14 protein-coding genes and 1 tRNA gene are annotated in these 18,088 nt (G+C 46.6%); 7 read left to right on the top strand and 8 right to left on the bottom strand.

The genetic code is table 11. The features are described 5' to 3' along the window. The 5 genes from rbbA to folE form a co-directional block, all read right to left on the bottom strand. Window positions 1–2,796 carry a ribosome-associated ATPase/putative transporter RbbA gene (gene rbbA / locus ACYSNS_RS08070; RefSeq protein WP_461722631.1) on the bottom strand — a complete coding sequence of 932 codons (2,796 nt, stop codon included), beginning with the start codon at window positions 2,794–2,796 and terminating at the stop codon, window positions 1–3. After that, window positions 2,793–3,866 carry an HlyD family secretion protein gene (locus ACYSNS_RS08065; RefSeq protein ID WP_461722630.1) on the bottom strand — a complete coding sequence of 358 codons (1,074 nt, stop codon included), beginning with the start codon at window positions 3,864–3,866 and terminating at the stop codon, window positions 2,793–2,795. Before ACYSNS_RS08065 ends, rbbA begins: the two co-directional genes overlap by 4 nt. Window positions 3,867–4,475: 609 nt before the next feature. Continuing rightward, a tRNA-Leu gene (locus ACYSNS_RS08060) sits at window positions 4,476–4,560 on the bottom strand. Between the two features lie 145 nt (window positions 4,561–4,705). Then, on the bottom strand, window positions 4,706–5,134 hold the full coding sequence (hisI, locus tag ACYSNS_RS08055) for a phosphoribosyl-AMP cyclohydrolase (protein WP_461722629.1): 429 nt from the start codon (window positions 5,132–5,134) through the stop codon (window positions 4,706–4,708). A 21-nt stretch (window positions 5,135–5,155) separates the two neighbouring features. Next, window positions 5,156–5,779, bottom strand: a complete 624-nt coding sequence (gene folE, locus ACYSNS_RS08050) for a GTP cyclohydrolase I FolE (protein ID WP_461722628.1) — start codon at window positions 5,777–5,779, stop codon at window positions 5,156–5,158. 125 nt (window positions 5,780–5,904) lie between these two features. Here folE and ACYSNS_RS08045 point away from each other — a divergent pair, with 125 nt between their 5' ends. The 3 genes from ACYSNS_RS08045 to thrS all read left to right on the top strand — a co-directional run bounded on the left by ACYSNS_RS08045 (window position 5,905) and on the right by thrS (window position 8,776). Then, the gene (locus ACYSNS_RS08045; RefSeq protein ID WP_461722627.1) at window positions 5,905–6,354 is read left to right on the top strand and encodes an iron-sulfur cluster assembly scaffold protein; all 450 of its coding nucleotides are present in this window, start codon (window positions 5,905–5,907) and stop codon (window positions 6,352–6,354) included. Continuing rightward, window positions 6,335–6,679, top strand: coding sequence for a membrane protein insertion efficiency factor YidD (gene yidD, locus ACYSNS_RS08040; protein ID WP_461722626.1), 345 nt, complete (start codon window positions 6,335–6,337; stop codon window positions 6,677–6,679). The genes ACYSNS_RS08045 and yidD overlap by 20 nt, the downstream gene beginning before the upstream one ends. 120 nt (window positions 6,680–6,799) lie before the next feature. Beyond that, on the top strand, window positions 6,800–8,776 hold the full coding sequence (gene thrS / locus ACYSNS_RS08035; protein WP_461722625.1) for a threonine--tRNA ligase: 1,977 nt from the start codon (window positions 6,800–6,802) through the stop codon (window positions 8,774–8,776). A 91-nt stretch (window positions 8,777–8,867) separates the two neighbouring features. Here thrS and ACYSNS_RS08030 read toward each other — a convergent pair whose 3' ends face one another. Both ACYSNS_RS08030 and ACYSNS_RS08025 read right to left on the bottom strand, forming a co-directional pair. After that, complete coding sequence (locus ACYSNS_RS08030) at window positions 8,868–9,872, bottom strand: hypothetical protein (RefSeq protein ID WP_461722624.1); 1,005 nt, start codon at window positions 9,870–9,872, stop codon at window positions 8,868–8,870. A gap of 58 nt (window positions 9,873–9,930) precedes the next feature. Further along, complete coding sequence (locus ACYSNS_RS08025) at window positions 9,931–10,257, bottom strand: HesB/IscA family protein (RefSeq protein WP_461722623.1); 327 nt, start codon at window positions 10,255–10,257, stop codon at window positions 9,931–9,933. 92 nt (window positions 10,258–10,349) lie between these two features. Between ACYSNS_RS08025 and ACYSNS_RS08020 the strand changes: the two genes are divergently transcribed. The 3 genes from ACYSNS_RS08020 to ACYSNS_RS08010 all read left to right on the top strand — a co-directional run bounded on the left by ACYSNS_RS08020 (window position 10,350) and on the right by ACYSNS_RS08010 (window position 16,240). Further along, entirely contained in the window at window positions 10,350–11,552 is a 1,203-nt protein-coding gene (locus ACYSNS_RS08020; RefSeq protein WP_461722622.1) for a deoxyguanosinetriphosphate triphosphohydrolase, read from the top strand. Between the two features lie 30 nt (window positions 11,553–11,582). Further along, the gene (gene argS / locus ACYSNS_RS08015; RefSeq protein ID WP_461722621.1) at window positions 11,583–13,340 is read left to right on the top strand and encodes an arginine--tRNA ligase; all 1,758 of its coding nucleotides are present in this window, start codon (window positions 11,583–11,585) and stop codon (window positions 13,338–13,340) included. Between the two features lie 167 nt (window positions 13,341–13,507). Then, window positions 13,508–16,240 (top strand): SPOR domain-containing protein, encoded by a 2,733-nt coding sequence (locus ACYSNS_RS08010; RefSeq protein WP_461722620.1) that lies wholly within the window; start codon window positions 13,508–13,510, stop codon window positions 16,238–16,240. Window positions 16,241–16,276: 36 nt separating this feature from the next. Here the strand turns inward: ACYSNS_RS08010 and ACYSNS_RS08005 are convergent, their stop codons facing one another. After that, the gene (locus ACYSNS_RS08005; RefSeq protein ID WP_461722619.1) at window positions 16,277–16,648 is read right to left on the bottom strand and encodes a hypothetical protein; all 372 of its coding nucleotides are present in this window, start codon (window positions 16,646–16,648) and stop codon (window positions 16,277–16,279) included. Window positions 16,649–16,932: 284 nt separating this feature from the next. Between ACYSNS_RS08005 and ACYSNS_RS08000 the strand changes: the two genes are divergently transcribed. Beyond that, the gene (locus ACYSNS_RS08000) at window positions 16,933–18,039 is read left to right on the top strand and encodes a branched-chain amino acid aminotransferase (protein ID WP_461722618.1); all 1,107 of its coding nucleotides are present in this window, start codon (window positions 16,933–16,935) and stop codon (window positions 18,037–18,039) included. Window positions 18,040–18,088: the final 49 nt, after the last annotated feature.

Raw genomic sequence — 18,088 nt, 5'->3', positions numbered from 1 at the left:
TTACTTCGCCTGTTTTTTCGTAAGCAATGTTGCTACGGCAACAAGCAACGGTGCCGCCACCAAAAGCGGGATAAATGAACTGATCAAATCTTGAAATTCGAGAGCCTTTGCGAAAGTCCCGCGCGATATCAGGATGAAATATGTCGTAGGATAGATATCACCTATTAAGCGCCCTGCTCCCTGAAGCGAACTAACCGGATCAATAAGTCCGGAAAACTGAGTTGCGGGTAGAATTGTCAAAACGGCGGCACCGAAAATTGCAGCTATCTGGCTGTTCATGAATGTCGAAATCAATAAGCCAAACGCGGTGGAAAAAGCTACATAAAGCAATCCCGCAACCATGAACGTCAAAATGCCACCGGTAAAGTTTACACGGAATATGAAAACAGCGAAAAGCCAAAGAAGAATGCAATTAAGCATCCCCAAAGCAATATAGGGCAACTGCTTGCCAACCAAAAACTCCAAACGGGTTACCGGAGTAACATAGAGATTGATAATAGACCCCATCTCTTTTTCTCGGACAACCGACAATGCCGATAGCATGGCCGGAATAATCAATAGAAGAATGGGAATAACAGCCGGAACCATTGCGGTTAGACTTTCGATACCAGGATTATAGCGGTAACGAATTTCCAAGCGGTAATCCCCAAGAGTGGCCTGCTTCCCTTGCAACATGTTGCTTCTGTTTTTGAGCCAAAGAGCATGCATACCTTGCACATATCCTCTGACAGTTTCGGCTCGTTGAGGCATTGCGCCATCGATCCACGCTCCCACTTCAACATTACGGCCACGCTCAAGATCTTGCGCAAAGTTTGGTGGTATTTCTATCGCCAAGCTAATATCACCCGCACGCATACGCGCATCAAGATCTGTGTAATCAACAATATCTTTTTTTTGAATAAAATAGCGCGATCCGGATATCTGTTGAATGTAGTCGCGACTGATCGTCGATTGATCATGGTCGAGAACTGCGAATGTCAAGTTTTCAACCTCTGTATTGATACCGTACCCGATGACAAACATGAGTATCACGCTCCCCAGAAGAGCCATGGTAGCTCGAATAGGGTCACGCCTCAATTCGAGAGACTCCCGATGAGCATAGCTCATCATCCGCATAACATCGAAACGCTTTTTCAAACCGCGAATGATTGCGTTATCTTTCTTTACCGGTATTCCACTCGTCAATACAGGTTCGGCGACTACATCTTTGTTCGGCGTATTTGCATTAAGGTCATCAATAGCCTCCTGAAGGTATTCAATGAATGCCTGCTCGAGTGACGCAGCGTTTTTAGATCTAACAATTTCCGCGGGCTTGTCGGTCACCAAAACTTTGCCGGCATGCATGAGAGAAATACGATCGCATCTCTCCGCCTCATTCATAAAATGCGTTGTAATGAAAATCGTAACGTTGTCATTGCGCGCCAAGTCACCAAGCTGCTGCCACAACTGATCGCGCGCTATAGGATCCACACCCGAAGTCGGCTCATCCAGGATCAATATCTCTGGTTCATGCAACAGCGCGACTGCCAGTGACATACGTTGCCGTATACCGAGTGGTAACGAATCTGGCATGACATCTAGAACATCGCCTAACTCGAACCGCTCAATCATCAATTGCATTCGCACTTTAACTTTTTCTGCCGGTATCTCAAACAGCTTTGCATGAAGCTGCAGATTTTCCAGAACTGTCAATTCAGAATAAAGCGAAAACGCCTGGCTCATATATCCCACATGATGCCTTGTTTCCATATCATCAGCGTCTATCTGTTTTCCGAATAGCTTTGCAGTACCCTCTGTTGCTGGCAGTAGACCAGTCAGCATCTTCATAGTTGTGCTTTTGCCACAGCCATTCGACCCAAGAAACCCGAATATTTCTCCTTTTTTAATCCGGAAACTTACATGATCGACAGCTGTAAAATCACCGAACCGTTGAGTTAAACCATCGGCTTCGATGGCTATTTCTTCATCCACAGTTTCACGCCTTGGTGGTATGACCACCGCAGTATGCCCATTTTGCGCCTCCAAAGGCATCAGAGCAATGAAAGCATCGTCAAGGGTTTTTGTACCGGTTTTCTCTAACAGTTCGGCAGGCGTTCCAGTTGCCAAAACCTTGCCGTCATACATCGCCACCAACCAGTCGAAACGGGCAGCCTCTTCCATATATGCAGTTGCGACCATAACGCTCATATCTGTTTTCTCAGAGCGTATATCATCTATCAGGTCCCAAAATTGACGTCTTGAGAGGGGATCAACACCCGTTGTCGGTTCGTCCAAAACCAATAATTTCGGATCATGGATCAGAGAACAAATCAAACCAAGTTTTTGTTTCATACCACCGGACAATTTTCCAGCAGGCCTGCCTTCAAAACCATTCAAACCCGTCCGTTTACACAAATCCGCAATGCGTTGGTCACGCTCTGCCTTATCTTGCCCAAATAAACGAGCAAAAAAATCGGCATTTTCTTGTACGGACAATGTCGGATAAAGGTTTTTTCCCAACCCTTGCGGCATATAGGCAATATCTGGACAAACATTTAAACGGTGTTGTCTGTCGCGCATATCCCCGCCTAGAACGCGTACACTCCCGTCTTGAATCTTGCGAGCACCGGTAATCAACGACAAGAGACTGGACTTGCCAACGCCATCTGGCCCTATCAAACCGATCATCTTACCTGCTGGAATATCTAAATCGATGCCGTCGATAGCTACCTTATCACCGTAAACCAGCCGTACTTTTTCGAGCTCTACGACAGGACCAGACTTCACGGGGCTTGAGATATCAGGCAAAACAGTCATTGAGCTACTGTGTTCTTGACGATCGCGGGCCAATCAGCCGACGGATCAGTTTTGACATAAGCTACGCCAGGCAAACCGGTTTTGACCTGTTTGATGTATTTCTCGAGCAGATTTTGCGGTATTTGCGCGCGTACCCGGAACATTAATTTCGTGCGTTCTTCTGCTGTCTCTACGGTTTTCGGTGTAAATTGGGCAACATCTGAAACAAAGGAAATATTTGCAGGGATAACATATTGCGGAGCGGCATCCAGAACGATACGTACCTCGGTGCCAATGGCTATCTTGCCGACATCATTGGTGGGAAGAAAAAATGTCATATAAACATCGCCGAGATCAACGAGGTTGAGAACCCGGCCACCAGCCGAAACAACTTCACCCGGTTGCGCTATACGATATTGGATACGTCCTGATCGCGTTGCCTTTAGGCTACTGTCATCGATATCGGATTGAATCCGTTCGATAGTTGCTTTTGCTGCATCTACGGCTGCTTCAGCATTTACAACATTGGCCTGAGAGGCGGAAACAGCAGCCTTTGATGCTGCAAGCTGAGCCTTAGCGGCGGCGACGGCTGCGATTGCACCATCGTATGATGCCTGATCATCATCCTTAACCTGCGCAGAAACAGTGCCCCGTTGCTGCAATGTTAGAGAGCGCTGCAAGCGCCGCTCAGCATTATCTCTTTGAACTTCATTCTGAGAAACGGTTGCATTCGCTGCCTCTTGTTCTGCTTGTCTTTGTTCCACTTGCATCTTGGCTGTTTCGATATTTATCTCAGCCTGTTTGAGTTGGGCTTGTGCCTCACGAAGCTGCGCTTGCAGGTTCTCCGTATCCATATGTGCTACAATATCACCCGCGTGAACGAAATCCCCCTCACGCGCTGTTATATCTGCAATACGACCTGCGAGTTTTGAAGCAATGTCAATTTCAGTTGCCTCTATGCGACCATTCCCCATGGCAACACCTTTGGGGAGCCCCGGATGCAAATAGGTTTGCAAACCGCTATAAACTGCGACCAAAGCAACAACGCCTATTGCAATCCAGCCCCATTTTGTCTTGCCCTTCGCAGCCATATATTGATCTCCATTCTTCTCGAAACAACCGATATTCTAAGCGATAAATGTTCTTACATCTAGAAATACATCCCGCCACACGCTCCATAGGCAAGCCCAACGCTTATTGCTTATAGCGACAATCGCCTGAAGTACGTCCGCCATTATTCTGTATTACCAAATTGAATTCACCCCACTTAATATGCCCACGTAAACTATATTACCAAGAGCACACCAAGGCTATTTAGCTGGAATGTGTTCATTGTGTGGCTTTTAATAGAATGCTGAGCAGCCACGACCCGCATATCAGTTGGCTGCTGCATGATTAAGCCTTGTTGCCTATCATTGAATGACTAAGCCATAGCCCAAAGCGCAACAGCTACATGCCGAATACCGGATTATTTGACAGAATAAAAGAAAACCCGATGCTAAAATTGAAGGATAGATGAAACAACAATAGGAGAAATGCTGAATTTATGAATCATTTTGATTGAGATAATCAAATATAGCAGGAAAGCTTTAAAACCGAACCAGCGCACAATATCTGATGAAACACGAAACCGACGCTATCAAACAGTGAGATAAGGACAATCTACGAGCTTCAAGAATAACCAAAACTTCGGTGGTTAATGGTGCGGTCGAGAAGACTCGAACTTCCACGGGTTGCCCCACAGCGACCTCAACGCTGCGCGTCTACCAATTCCGCCACGACCGCACGTGGTAGAAGCTGAAAACATCAGCTCGCGGCATGTAACAAATCATGCACGCCGATACAAGTCCCTTTTCATATATTTACAATATTTATTCGCACGAGATTTTTAAAGGCTTGGCACCTTCATTCACAGCATGCGATTGTCAAATTATTGCTTGTATACGATGTCAGGATCAAAGTTTGGACTCGTTTGATCAGCGACGAGACAAGCTTTTTTGTCGTTTATAACAATACGCCTATAGAAACAGCTTTCACGTCCGGTATGACAGGTCGCACCATGCCCCTGCACTTTGACCTTCAGCCAAATGGCGTCTTGATCACAATCAACACGGATTTCTTGCACAAACTGCATATTTCCGGACGTTTCGCCTTTCTTCCAAAGGCTTTGGCGTGAACGCGACCAATAATGCGCAATTCCAGTTTCAAGAGTTAGTTTTAATGCCTCATCATTCATATGAGCGACCATTAAAACACTACCATTGTCAGCATTACTTACGACTGCGGTGACAAGCCCATTTTGATCGAAACGAGGCGTCAGAAGTGTTCCTTCTTCAAGTTGCTTTTTATCAGCATCCATTATCGTGACATCCTCATCAAATTACTTAAATCCCCGCAGCATGCGCATGAAATTAGCCTGAGCAACAGCGTCATCTTGATAAGATCCGCGGAATGTAGCGGTTATAGTCGTGGACCCCTGTTTTTTCACGCCGCGCATCGCCATACACATGTGTTCCGCTTCAATAAGGACAGCGACGCCACGCGGGGCAAGGTGGTGATGCAGAGCATCCGCTACTTGTGCCGTTATACTTTCTTGTGTTTGCAACCGTCGTGCAAACACATCGACAACCCTAGGTATTTTTGAAAGTCCAACGACTTTTCCGTCGGGCAAGTAAGCCACATGCGCTTTTCCGATTATCGGCACCATGTGATGTTCACAATGAGAAAAGAAAGGAATATCTTTCACCAACACTGGTTCATTATAGCCGGCAACTTCTTCGAAAACAGTACCAAGAATGTCTTCAGCTGATTGCTGATATCCTGCAAATAATTCACCATAAGCGTTTATTACACGCTTCGGCGTTTCCTGAAGTCCTTCTCTGTCGGGGTTCTCCCCCGCCCACAGCAGCAATGTCCGCACCGCTGCTTCAGCCTCTTGTCTACTGGGGTGTTCTTTCGTTGTCTGGTTTAGCGAGGCCGCCATTCCCTTCACATCGGATTGCATGCAATAAGACTCCGGATTGTCACCAAACAAGACTTGGTGGTTGATCTATTTATTCCTATATAACCTCAAATAGACAGAATCAAAGTGCGTTTAGAAAAAACGACTGATTTTACAGGCTACATGATATGATAGATGATATCTATAACAGCAAAATCTTGGAATGTGCCGCACATATCGATAAGATTGGCAGACTTGACAATCCGGATGCTACGGCAAAAAAAAATTCACGTCTCTGCGGCTCTACGGTTACAGTCGATTTAATCGTCGTCAATGGAATCGTTGTTGATTTCGCCCACGAAGTACGTGCTTGTGCGTTAGGACAAGCCTCATCTTCCCTGATGGCCAAGCATATCATCGGCTCTACCACTGAGTCTCTCAAAGCCTTGCGAGAAACTGTTTGGGCAATGCTCGTTGATGACGGCAATGTTCCAACCGGCCAATATGCAGAATTTGCCTGCCTGCAACCCATTAAAGATTATAAAGCACGGCATGCCTCTACCATGCTTACCTTTGATGCCGTCGTAGACTGTATCAATCAAATAGATGAAAGCCAAAATGCGATCAAATCCGCGTAGTAAGAAGACGCGAAATTACGATGGTGTTTGGAAAAAAACACCCGGCAGATTGTTAGGTACGGGTTTCGTTCGCCTTTATCAGCTGACTCTCTCTGGTTTTATCGGCAATCATTGCCGACATCTCCCCACATGCTCCGAATATACCTATGAAGCGATAGCACGCTTTGGCTTGTGGACAGGTGCTTGGTTAGGACTTTTTCGCATTATACGCTGCGGCCCGTTTGGCACACATGGGCACGATCCCGTGCCTCCTAAACTGCCAGCCACACATTATTGGTATACGCCTTGGCGTTATTGGAAAATTGGATCAAAGAAAAACGATTAGAGCTTTTCTTTTTTCTAAATAGTTCATAAAAGACAGCTATAAACGCTTTGCAACCGCATTGAAGTCATAAATGTAAGCCACCCGCATTCGTTGGCGGGACTGGATAAAAGGAGTTTTCCGATGTCGTCAACAGTTATACTCACATTCCCAGATGGATCAAAACGCGAATATCCAGCCGATATGACGGGTCTATCACTCGCTGAATCTATTTCCAAATCATTGGCAAAGAAAGCCGTTGCTTTTAGCATTGACGGCGTGATCTGCGATCTATCTGACCCGCTACTCAAAACAGGCAATGTCGAGATTATTACACGGGAAGACCCACGCGCGCTCGAATTAATACGGCATGATTGCGCCCACGTGCTTGCCGAGGCTGTGCAGGAGCTGTTCCCCGGTACCCAGGTAACTATCGGTCCCGTTATAGAAAATGGGTTCTACTATGACTTTGCGCGCAATCAGCCTTTTACATTGGATGACTTAGGCACCATTGAAAAGAAAATGCGTGAGATCATTCAGCGTAACAAACCTTTTACGAAAGAGATTTGGCCACGTGAAAAAGCGAAGAAGGTTTTTTCTGAGAAGGGCGAGCTTTACAAAGTCGAGCTAATTGACGCCATCCCAGAAGATCAAGATGTTAAAATCTATTATCAGGGTGACTGGTTTGATCTCTGCCGTGGTCCGCATATGCAGTCCACAGGACAAATAGGCAATGCCTTCAAGTTGATGAAGGTCGCTGGTGCATACTGGCGCGGCGATTCAAACAATCCGATGTTGACGCGCATTTACGGGACTGCCTTTGCCAGCGAGGCAGAACTCAATCTCTATCTGAATATGCTTGAAGAGGCTGAAAAACGCGACCATCGCCGACTTGGACGGGAAATGGACTTGTTTCATTTTCAAGAAGAAGGTCCCGGTGTAGTTTTCTGGCATGCAAAAGGCTGGAGAATGTTCCAAAATCTCGTCAGCTACATGCGCCGCCGCCTTGATGATCATGGATATTCCGAAGTAAACGCACCGCAAGTGCTTGATAAATCGCTTTGGGAAATTTCAGGGCACTGGGGCTGGTACAGAGATAATATGTTTAAAGTCACCCCAGCCGGTGATGATACGGATGACGAGCGCATCTATGCGCTCAAACCGATGAATTGTCCCGGTCATGTACAAATTTTCAAACATGGCCTGAAGTCTTACAGAGATCTTCCTATAAAAATGGCGGAGTTCGGAGCGGTGCATCGTTATGAACCTTCAGGCGCGCTTCACGGTCTCATGCGGGTGCGTGGCTTTACGCAGGATGATGCACACATCTTCTGCACCGATGAACAACTGGCAGGTGAATGTCTACGCATCAACGATTTGATTTTAACGACATATGCCGATTTTGGCTTTGAAGAAATTACAGTCAAGCTTTCAACAAGACCAGAAAAGCGCGTTGGCTCCGATGCATTATGGGACCGTGCCGAAAGCATTATGACCGATGTGTTGCAAACAATCGAACAAAAGTCCAATGGACGCATCAAAACCGGTGTATTGCCCGGCGAAGGCGCTTTTTATGGTCCCAAGTTCGAATATACACTGAAAGATGCTATCGGCCGGGAATGGCAATGCGGCACAACGCAGGTCGATTTCAATTTGCCTGAACGTTTTGGTGCATTTTACATTGATCAGGAGTCTGAAAAACGGCAACCCGTCATGATTCACCGCGCTATATGTGGTTCTATGGAGCGTTTTCTTGGAATTCTCATAGAAAACTTTGCCGGACATATGCCTCTCTGGTTTGCACCGGAACAAGTTGTTGTCGCAACCATCACGTCCGAAGCCGACGAATATGGCAGAAAAGTTGCAGCCAAATTGAAAGCTGCGGGCTTACGCGCGACAACCGACTTCCGCAATGAAAAGATTAATTATAAAATACGCGAACATTCGTTGCAGAAAGTACCGGTCATTCTAGTTTGCGGCAAGCGCGAAGCTGAAGAGGGTTCGGTTAACATGCGTCGGTTGGGAAGTCAGGACCAAACATCCATGTCTTTGGATGAGGTCATCAAACAACTTGCTGAAGAAGCAACACCGCCTGACTTACGTCGTCTGATTGAAGCTTAAAACTATAATTTGGTTTGGCAAGATGCATATGCATCTTGCCAAACCAAGAATCGCGCTTCTATTCATCTATTTGAGAAGTTTAGCCGTATAATCAGTCCATCGAATCGTCGATAGGCTGCATGCTTTGTGCATTTGCCAAGACATCAACATCCTCATCATGGCCAGATGTCACAGAAAAAGCTCTCTGATAAAGTTGATCCTTATTTTTGGCTATTGCTACATAATCTCCCTCGGCAAGAACGAGTGATGCATAGGCCCCCACAGTTTCGCGCACGATATCGCCTGAATCATTTGTAATTGACCAGCTCGTGTCTGCAAGCGCCTCCCCTCCTTCTTGTCGAACAAGTTTAAGTGTTATTTGCGCAGCGTGATGCTGCATCGTAGCTTCGGTGATTTTGCCAGCATCAACGCGAATATCTGAGCGCGAAATCGCGTTAGCGGAGCCATAATTTGAGACTATATGGTACGTTCCTGCCTTCAGTCGGGTGATTTTCCCTGGTTTGATATCCGAAAGGATAAGAGCGGTATCGTCATTTTCACTATCGTCCGAATAAATCGTAAAACGAAGATTGACTGGATTGATTTTTCCTTCGGGAAGTGTCGCGTTTAGTTCAAGGCCACCAGCATCAAGCACCATCGTTTCTGCGATATTCTGACCGCGTTGAACGGTTATTCGGCGCATCGCTCCTGCGCGTCCAAATGAAACGTGTACAAGATAGCTTCCAGGCTCCAAATTAAAATGCGCTGTACCTCCATCAGAGGTCGCAATCAAAGGCAATTTGTTATCCACACCAACCAAAGGTTCGTAAACTCGCCAGACAAGTCCTTGGTGTATATCCTCACCTTTATCAGTAAGTCGTGCATTCAGCGTTAATTCTGTGGCCTGTTGCACTGCCTGATTTTCTGGAGATTGCGGGCTTGCATAAGGGGTAAGAGGTGGCTTTGATTGCGTCTCATCCTGCTTATCTTGCGGAAAATTCAAATTTATATCCGGCAGCCCATCTTGCGCCTTCGCGCTACTAATAAGCGTCAGCGACAAGGTTAGTGATACCAGCGCTAAAGAGACAGGAAAGATTGTGGGAGAAAGTTTTTTCATAACTCAACAATGTACAACGGTGATGGCTATTTGAAGGCCGTGGCGACCTCGCAATGGTTCATATTGCAAAACTCGTTCCACAACCACACGACGCTACCGCGTTCGGATTATGGATTTGAAATGATTGTCCCATTAAATCGTCAACGAAATCTATTTGCGCGCCTTCCATGAAGGGTAAAGACACCGAATCGATGTAAATCTTTGCCCCATTCTTATTGATGACAAGGTCATCAGCCTGGCCATCCTCTGCAACAAGATCATACTTGTAAGAGAAACCCGAACAGCCCCCGCCCTCAACAGAAATACGCAAAGCCGTCTTATCCGGCTCGTTTGCCAATATACGCGCTATCCTATCCAGTGCAGACTTTGAGACATCAACACTCATTTTCAACATATCCTTGCATTAGCCTGTTGCCGACAGGTAAAAGTCGAACTTCAAATATGTTATAAATTTAGGACGTGATGGGATAAGTTGCAATGGATATAAATCAAATTGGTTTCGGCTACCGTCCCCGCGCACCATATGCAACAGATCCTAAGCAAAGCCGCGGACGGTTAAACAAAGAACCGGAAAGCCCTACACGCACTCCGTTTCAACGGGATCGTGACCGTATTATCCATTCCAATGCGTTTCGTCGGCTGAAGCACAAAACGCAGGTTTTCATCGCCCATGAGGGAGATCACTACCGAACACGTTTAACTCATACGATAGAGGTATCCCAAATAGCACGAGCATTAGCACGTGCTTTGTGCCTTGATGAGGATTTGGCAGAGGCTATCGCTCTCGTACATGATTTTGGACACACACCCTTCGGTCACGCCGGTGAAGAGGTTCTGGATGCGGCAATGAAACCATTTGGCGGTTTCGACCATAATGCACAGGCCCTTCGCATTGTAACAAGCCTTGAACATCGCTACCCTGATTTTGACGGCCTTAATCTTACTTGGGAAACGTTGGAAGGCTTGGCAAAACATAATGGCCCGATGCTTGGGAAAAATTCTACCGTTAAAAACATTCCCTCGGAAATCGTGGCATATAATGCAATACAGGATCTTGAGCTGGATCGTTTTGCAAGCCTTGAAGCGCAATGCGCAGCCATTGCCGACGATATTGCTTATAATGCCCATGACATTGATGACGGGCTACGCTCGGGTCTCCTCAGACTTGAACAATTGCAAGACGTACATATCACGGCAAGTCTGCTCGCAGACATCAGATCTAAACACCCCAAACTGGATTCAACACGGGTGGGATACGAGCTGGTACGTCGCCAGATAACCACTATGGTGGAAGACGTAATCGAGCATTCTCATACCGTTCTCAACCAGTTAAAACCGGAAAACATTTCGGATATCCATAATGCCGGACGTATGATCGTTGGCTTCTCACCAGCGATGAGGGACAACGAAAAACAGCTAAAAGCCTTTTTGTTCGCGAATCTCTATTATCATGAAGATGTTTTAACGAGACGTCGCCTAGCTGAAAACACCGTTGCTGAACTATTTAAAATATATCTTTCCTCTCCAGAAACACTTCCGGATGAATGGCGAGACAGAGCCACCAACCTTGCAGGCGCCCCATTAGCCCGGCTCATTTCCGACTTCATCTCCGGCATGACTGACAATTATGCAATACGCGAACATCGACGATTGTTTGACCAAGCGTCTAATTTGTCCTAATTGCATTCTTGAACAACACGGAATTTTACGATGAACATCTTCAAGACCTTCGAGAAAAAAATCAAAAATCTACTCGAACAATCTGATATAAAAGAGAAAAACGGCAGTTTTCTTGATACAGATCGCGTAACGGTTGAAGCTCCCCGTGACCCATCACATGGCGATCTGTCAACCAATGCCGCGATGGTTCTGTCAAAAGCAGTGGGAAATAACCCACGCGCGCTCGCCGAGCAGATTGCGACCTTAATTGAAAACGATAACGATGTCGCATCTGTGAGTGTAGCAGGTCCCGGATTTATCAATCTTCGTCTGACCGACGATTTCTGGCGCAAAAACCTGATAACAATGATCGAAAATGGCCGATCTTACGGTCGCTCAAAATTAGGCGACGGCAAAAAGGTCAATGTTGAGTATGTTTCGGCCAATCCGACCGGACCAATGCATGTAGGCCATTGTCGCGGCGCAGTCATTGGTGATGTTTTGGCGAATTTGTTGTCGTTTGCCGGCTATGAGGTTGTAAAAGAGTATTATATTAACGATGCTGGCGGCCAGATAGATGTGCTCGCCCGTTCAGTTCTCCTACGTTATCGTGAAGCGTTGGGAGAGGATATCGGCAGCATTCCCGAAGGTCTTTATCCGGGTGACTATCTCGTGCCTTTGGGCAAGACCCTTGCCGACGAATATGGCCCTTCCCTTCTCGACATGCCAGAAGATAGTTTATTGCCGTTGATCAAAGATAGAGCGATCGATGCAATGATGCAGATGATCCGTGACGACTTGGCAGCACTCAATATCCATCACGATGTCTTTTTTTCCGAACGTACCTTGCATGCAGACGACGCCAAAGCAATACGTAGCGCCATCAACGATCTAACTTTGAATGGCTTTGTATACAAAGGAACACTTCCCCCACCCAAGGGACAGGTCCCTGAAGACTGGGAAAACCGAGAACAGACACTGTTCCGCTCAACTGAAGTCGGTGATGACCAGGATAGACCATTGGTAAAGTCTGATGGGTCATATACATATTTCGCGGCGGACGTAGCCTACTTCAGAAACAAATATGACCGCCATTTTGACGAAATGATCTACATATTGGGTGCCGATCATGGCGGCTACGTGAAGCGGCTTGAAGCTGTAGCAAAAGCAGTATCGGGTGGAAAAGCAAAACTTACAGCCTTACTGTGCCAATTGGTTAAGTTGTTCCGTGATGGTGAACCAGTTCGCATGTCCAAGAGAGCTGGATCATTTGTTACCTTGCGCGACGTGGTTGATGAAGTTGGCCGTGATCCTGTACGCTTCATGATGCTTTATAGAAAATGTGACGCACCGCTTGATTTTGACTTCGCTAAAGTGACTGAACAATCGAAAGACAATCCGGTTTTTTATGTTCAGTACGCCAGCGCTCGTTGCTACTCGACATTCCGTCAGGCGCAAGAAACGATGGATTTAGAAAATCCATCACGTGAGCTGATGATTGCGCACATTGATAGACTCACAGACGAAAGCGAAATAGCAGTCATAAGAAAGTTGGCGGAGTATCCGAGAATTATCGAGCAAGCTGCGCAGCATCAGGAGCCACACAGACTTGCATTTTATCTTTATGACTTGGCGTCAATATTCCATGGGCATTGGAATAAAGGCAAGGAAAATGCCGATTTACGATTTATCAAGCTTAACGATAGAGAATTGTCATTAGCCAGATTGGGACTGATTCAAGCTGTGTCTGATGTTCTGTCATCCGCCCTCGATATTATCGGGGCAGATGCGCCAACAGAAATGCGCTGAACAACCAACAGGTGAGCACCGTAAAGGATATAACGGCTTGCCTGTTGTCTATATAGCGTATAGATCTGATATCGCAGCAGAAAATCGGATTTATAGGCAAAGTCCGCTCAATGTCAGGCGAGATATATTGATCGCGCGATTGCGCAACCGACTATGTGGGAAAGACTATGACCGATAATGATCGCAAAATCCCCCGTCCGGCTGGGCAGGAGCAAAGAGATCACGATCCGCTTCTGGAGCTAACAAGGCTTTTCGATCTGGACCGCAGTAATGGTGAGATAGATGTAGCTTCCGATCGCTTGCCTCCATTAGCCGATAATCAGCCGCCGGAAAATGCCTATCATGCAGAACGCGATGATTTTGATTTATCATTTCTCGAATCTGAGCTGGAAACCAGTCTAGCCGATGATTTGTCATTTGACGATCCCCTCCCAAACGCAGCTGAAACAGCACGCGATACCGGAGCGCTGGATTTTCTAACGCAAGAGCCCACTTCATCTGAAGTTGATAGCGGCGAAGCAGACCTGCCGTTTAACGAGCTCTATGACATGCCCTCTTTTTCACCCCAGGCACGCTCTCCTGGGTCGTTGATCGAGACACCTGCTGGCTTTGATGAAACGGTTGCAAATTCTCGTCCATATCAGCCAAATGAAGACGAAACAGTGCCGGAAGCATCTCAACAAGAAAGCTTCGAGAGTGAACCTTTTTTGTTTGATGAAACCTTCGATCTGGACGACATTCCCGCTCCAGCACTGTCTTCATCCAGCGGAGCTGAAAGAAATCCATTCGATAGTCGATCAACAGTGACAGCTGAGCCGACAACGGGTTGGACCAACTCGACCGAACAAAACGGCAACTTACAATCTGCGCCAATTTTTGATGAGAGTGATTTTGACACCGAACTTGAGAATTTGTTGACCGCCGACCCGATACCTCTCGACGATGCTCTGTCGGATACGGCGACAGATACCACACCGTCATATGGCGCTGGTGATCAGTTTGCAACCGACGAAACGTTGTCGGCTGATCTGATGGATGAGATCGATCCGTGGCCGCAAGAAACAATAGCCGGCTCCCCTCCTTCGTCTGAATTCAGCAACTCTCAAACAGATTGGTCTGTCTATGACACGGAGCAACCGACTGCTCCTTTTGCACATGAGCCTCCTCAAGACTCTCAAAACTTAAATCTAACGCTATCAGATGATGATCCTTTCGGATTTGACAACGTATTTGCCGAAAATTCCGCGCGTACCAATAGTCAACCGTTGGCACATGAAGGTCTCGATACAACGCGACAAGACCCCTTTGGTCTGGAAGATTTGTCTGAAGAAGAACAATTAATCTCAACTTCTCTGACAAACTATGAAGCTTATGACCTTCAGGGGGCGGAAGACGTCGACTTATTGGCGCAATCCGAAGAATCCCCTTTTCAGCAAGAAGTGCCCGCTGGCTACATAGAGGATAATCAGCCACTTACAGAAAATACGGATTATCAGATGGCTGATGATACGGCTCAAACTTATTATGAGCCCAATTATCCAAATTCCAATGTAGATGACGGTAACCTACCGCCCGAGGTAGACACTTATAAATTTGCAGATGAAATCGTCGAGGCGACTGAAACCTTCGATCTTCCAGAAATAGCCTATCAAGAAGAACCAACGACGGCGAACGTCGATACGCTTGAAACAGAATTTGCCGACGTCTTTAGCGTTGGGAATAGAATTGATGAACGGTCTGATCAGGATGATCAGAATGCTTTTTTTGAAGATGCCTATGCGAATTCGGGTTATGAAAATCCAAACGCCTCTTATAATGCAGACAGCAATCTAGCAGTAAACGCAGATCAGTATGATCAGGAGCAGCCTTATGGCACCTATTCCGGTGATACTTCTTATGATATGTCAACGGATGCTGCCATGCTGGGCGCATCGACAATCGCCTCAAAACGCACATTCATTCGAAAAGCGTCTTTCGGCGGTGCGGCACTTTTAATTCTACTTGGCGTCGGATTTGCTGCGTCGAAATTCTTCATGCCGTCTGCGAACGAAGGTGACTCTACTGTCATTCATGCAGACGATGCACCTTTCAAAGTTCAGGCTGAGGCGACCGATAATCAAAATAGCGCTGCGAACAATCAAGATGTTTACAATCATGCAAGCGGTTCTGAAGCATCCGCTCAAGGCACCCAAGACACGCTTGTCGATAAGTCGGAAACACCAGAGGATTTAACTGCGCTTAATGAACAGGCCCCTCAAAGTGTTGATCCCTATGTCGATCCCTCTAATGTTGAGGATGCCATAGCTGCAGCATCAAACCAAACGGTACCTATGCGTGAAGTACAAACCGTCGTTGTCAATCCAGATGGAACAATTGTTCCTGTTCCCTCACAAACGTCCGCTACAAGCGGCCCTGCTGGCACGCAAGCACAAAGCTCTGCAGGTGTAGCACCGACCACCACACAACAAGACAACATTGCTGCTATTGTGAACGACAGTCCAGAATCCATTGATTCTGCTAACACTGAGTCATCAGCCACTCCACAACAGACAAAAGCTCAAGTACAAAATAACACCCCTGCTCCCACAGCAACGTCGACAACGCCACCTGCGCCTACCCCGACGAACCAGCAAACCATGACAACGGCAGTCGGTAATGGAGGATATTATGTTCAGATCGCCTCTCAACCGACACAAGAGCTCGCGCAGACTTCTATGACGAAGGCCAAATCTCAGTTTGGTAGCATTATCGGTACATTACCACTTAACATCCAATCTGCCGCAATTCCGGGAAAAGGTACATATTATCGTGTCCGGGTTCAAGTCGGCCCAAGAGATAACGCGGTAAGCCTCTGCGATCGTATTAAGAAGGCCAATGGCAACTGTTTCGTAGGACGATAGCTAAATACGTTAGCCACTAGCTTGCTTGGTTCAACCTTATTGTTGGGATTCCGGTGTTAAACTTGCACCAGGACGTGCTTGTGTTCCGGTCGGCTCCTGCATAGCACTATTCGCATCACCAGGAGAAATGGCAGGCGTGTTTTGTGTGCTGCCATCAGATCGGAATGAGTGGCCCTCGGTTCCAGACGAGGTTAAAGACTGGGACTGTTCGCCGGTTCGTGTATTATCAGTAGGCAAGTGGTTCTGACCATCTTCTAAAAACGATCCAAGTAGCCCAAAAACTAGCCAAAGAACAACAATTGTCGCCAAGATAGCTATAACACCTTTTCCTATTGAGTTTTTCCTGATGGAATCGCGTTTCGTTGTGTCCGTAGCATTATTTTCATTCATGTGAATTCTTTCAGCCATGACCGATTATCCTAACTTTTTTGAAGTGGGTTGCCGTTGAGTGGGAATTCGAGAAGCGCGCAGCGCTTACTGCCAAGTAACGGGACGCATCGAAAAAAGTTCCTTGAAACGGAAATCGTTCACCCCACAACAGAACAAACTTGATCAAGTGCATTTGATAAGAAGTTGCGGGCAAACCGTTGACACCGATGGCAACCAAATTCTAATGTCAGAACCAATGAACTTGATCATTCATGTTCAATCCCGACTTGGGAAGTCATCATTTAATTTAAAAGGTCTGAGCCATGACAGGTGCAACATCCGTTCTTCCATTTAAGATAGAGAAAAACACTGCGCCAGTTGACGTGGACAAACGTACGGAGATGCTTAAGAATCCCGGATTTGGTCAGATTTTCACCGATCACATGGCACTTGTTAAGTGGTCAGAAGGTGCGGGATGGCATGATGCTGTAATTACTGCTCGCAAGCCATTTCAAATCGACCCGGCGAGTGCTGTCTTGCACTATGCCCAAGAAATATTTGAAGGTTTAAAAGCCTATCGTGCTAAGGATGGTCGTGTTCTTCTATTTAGGCCGGAAGCAAATGCCGAGCGTTTACAAGCCTCTGCGAAGCGGCTCGCTATGCCGGAGCTTCCCTCAGAAGTCTTTTTGGCAGCTATCAATGAGCTCGTACGAATTGATCAGGATTGGATTCCAGACAGTCCTGATGCCAGCCTTTACTTACGACCGTTCATGTTTGCCAATGAAAGTTTCCTTGGCGTTAGACCCGCTCGAGAATACATCTTCTGTGTTATCGCATCTCCTGTTGGTTCTTATTTCAAGGGCGGAGCAAAGCCTGTCAGCGTTTGGCTTGACACAGAATATAGCCGTGCGGGCCCTGGCGGCACCGGTGCAGCAAAATGTGGCGGCAACTACGCATCAAGTCTTCTGGCACAGACAAATGCCTATAACAACGGTTGCGATCAGGTTCTTTTTCTCGATGTAGTGGAAGGGAAATGGATAGAAGAGCTCGGTGGGATGAACGTTTGCTTCATAATGGACGACGATCGTCTCATTACACCAAAACTAGATGGAACCATTCTTCCTGGTATCACACGCAAGTCAATACTTAAGCTAGCGGCACAAAAGGGTCTTGCAGTTGAAGAGAGACCTTATTCTTTTGACGAACTTAAAGCAGATGCAAAATCAGGCCGTTTAAAAGAGGTTTTTGCATGTGGTACAGCTGCGGTCATCACACCTATCGGCTTGTTTAAATATGAAGGCGGAGAAACGGTCATTGGTAATGGCAATGGCGGCGAGATGACTGAATCTATCAGGATCGAACTTGTCAACATTCAAAAGGGTAATGTTGAAGATCAAAATGGCTGGGTACAGACGGTAAAACTTACATAAGGATTTTTCTTTTTCTCGTAATTAAGCGTATCCTTTATGGGATACGCTT

The sequence above is a fragment of the Bartonella sp. LJL80 genome, from assembly GCF_054871565.1.
The sequence above is the reverse complement of the archived record's forward strand: the minus strand, read 5'-3'. Positions and strand labels throughout refer to the sequence as shown.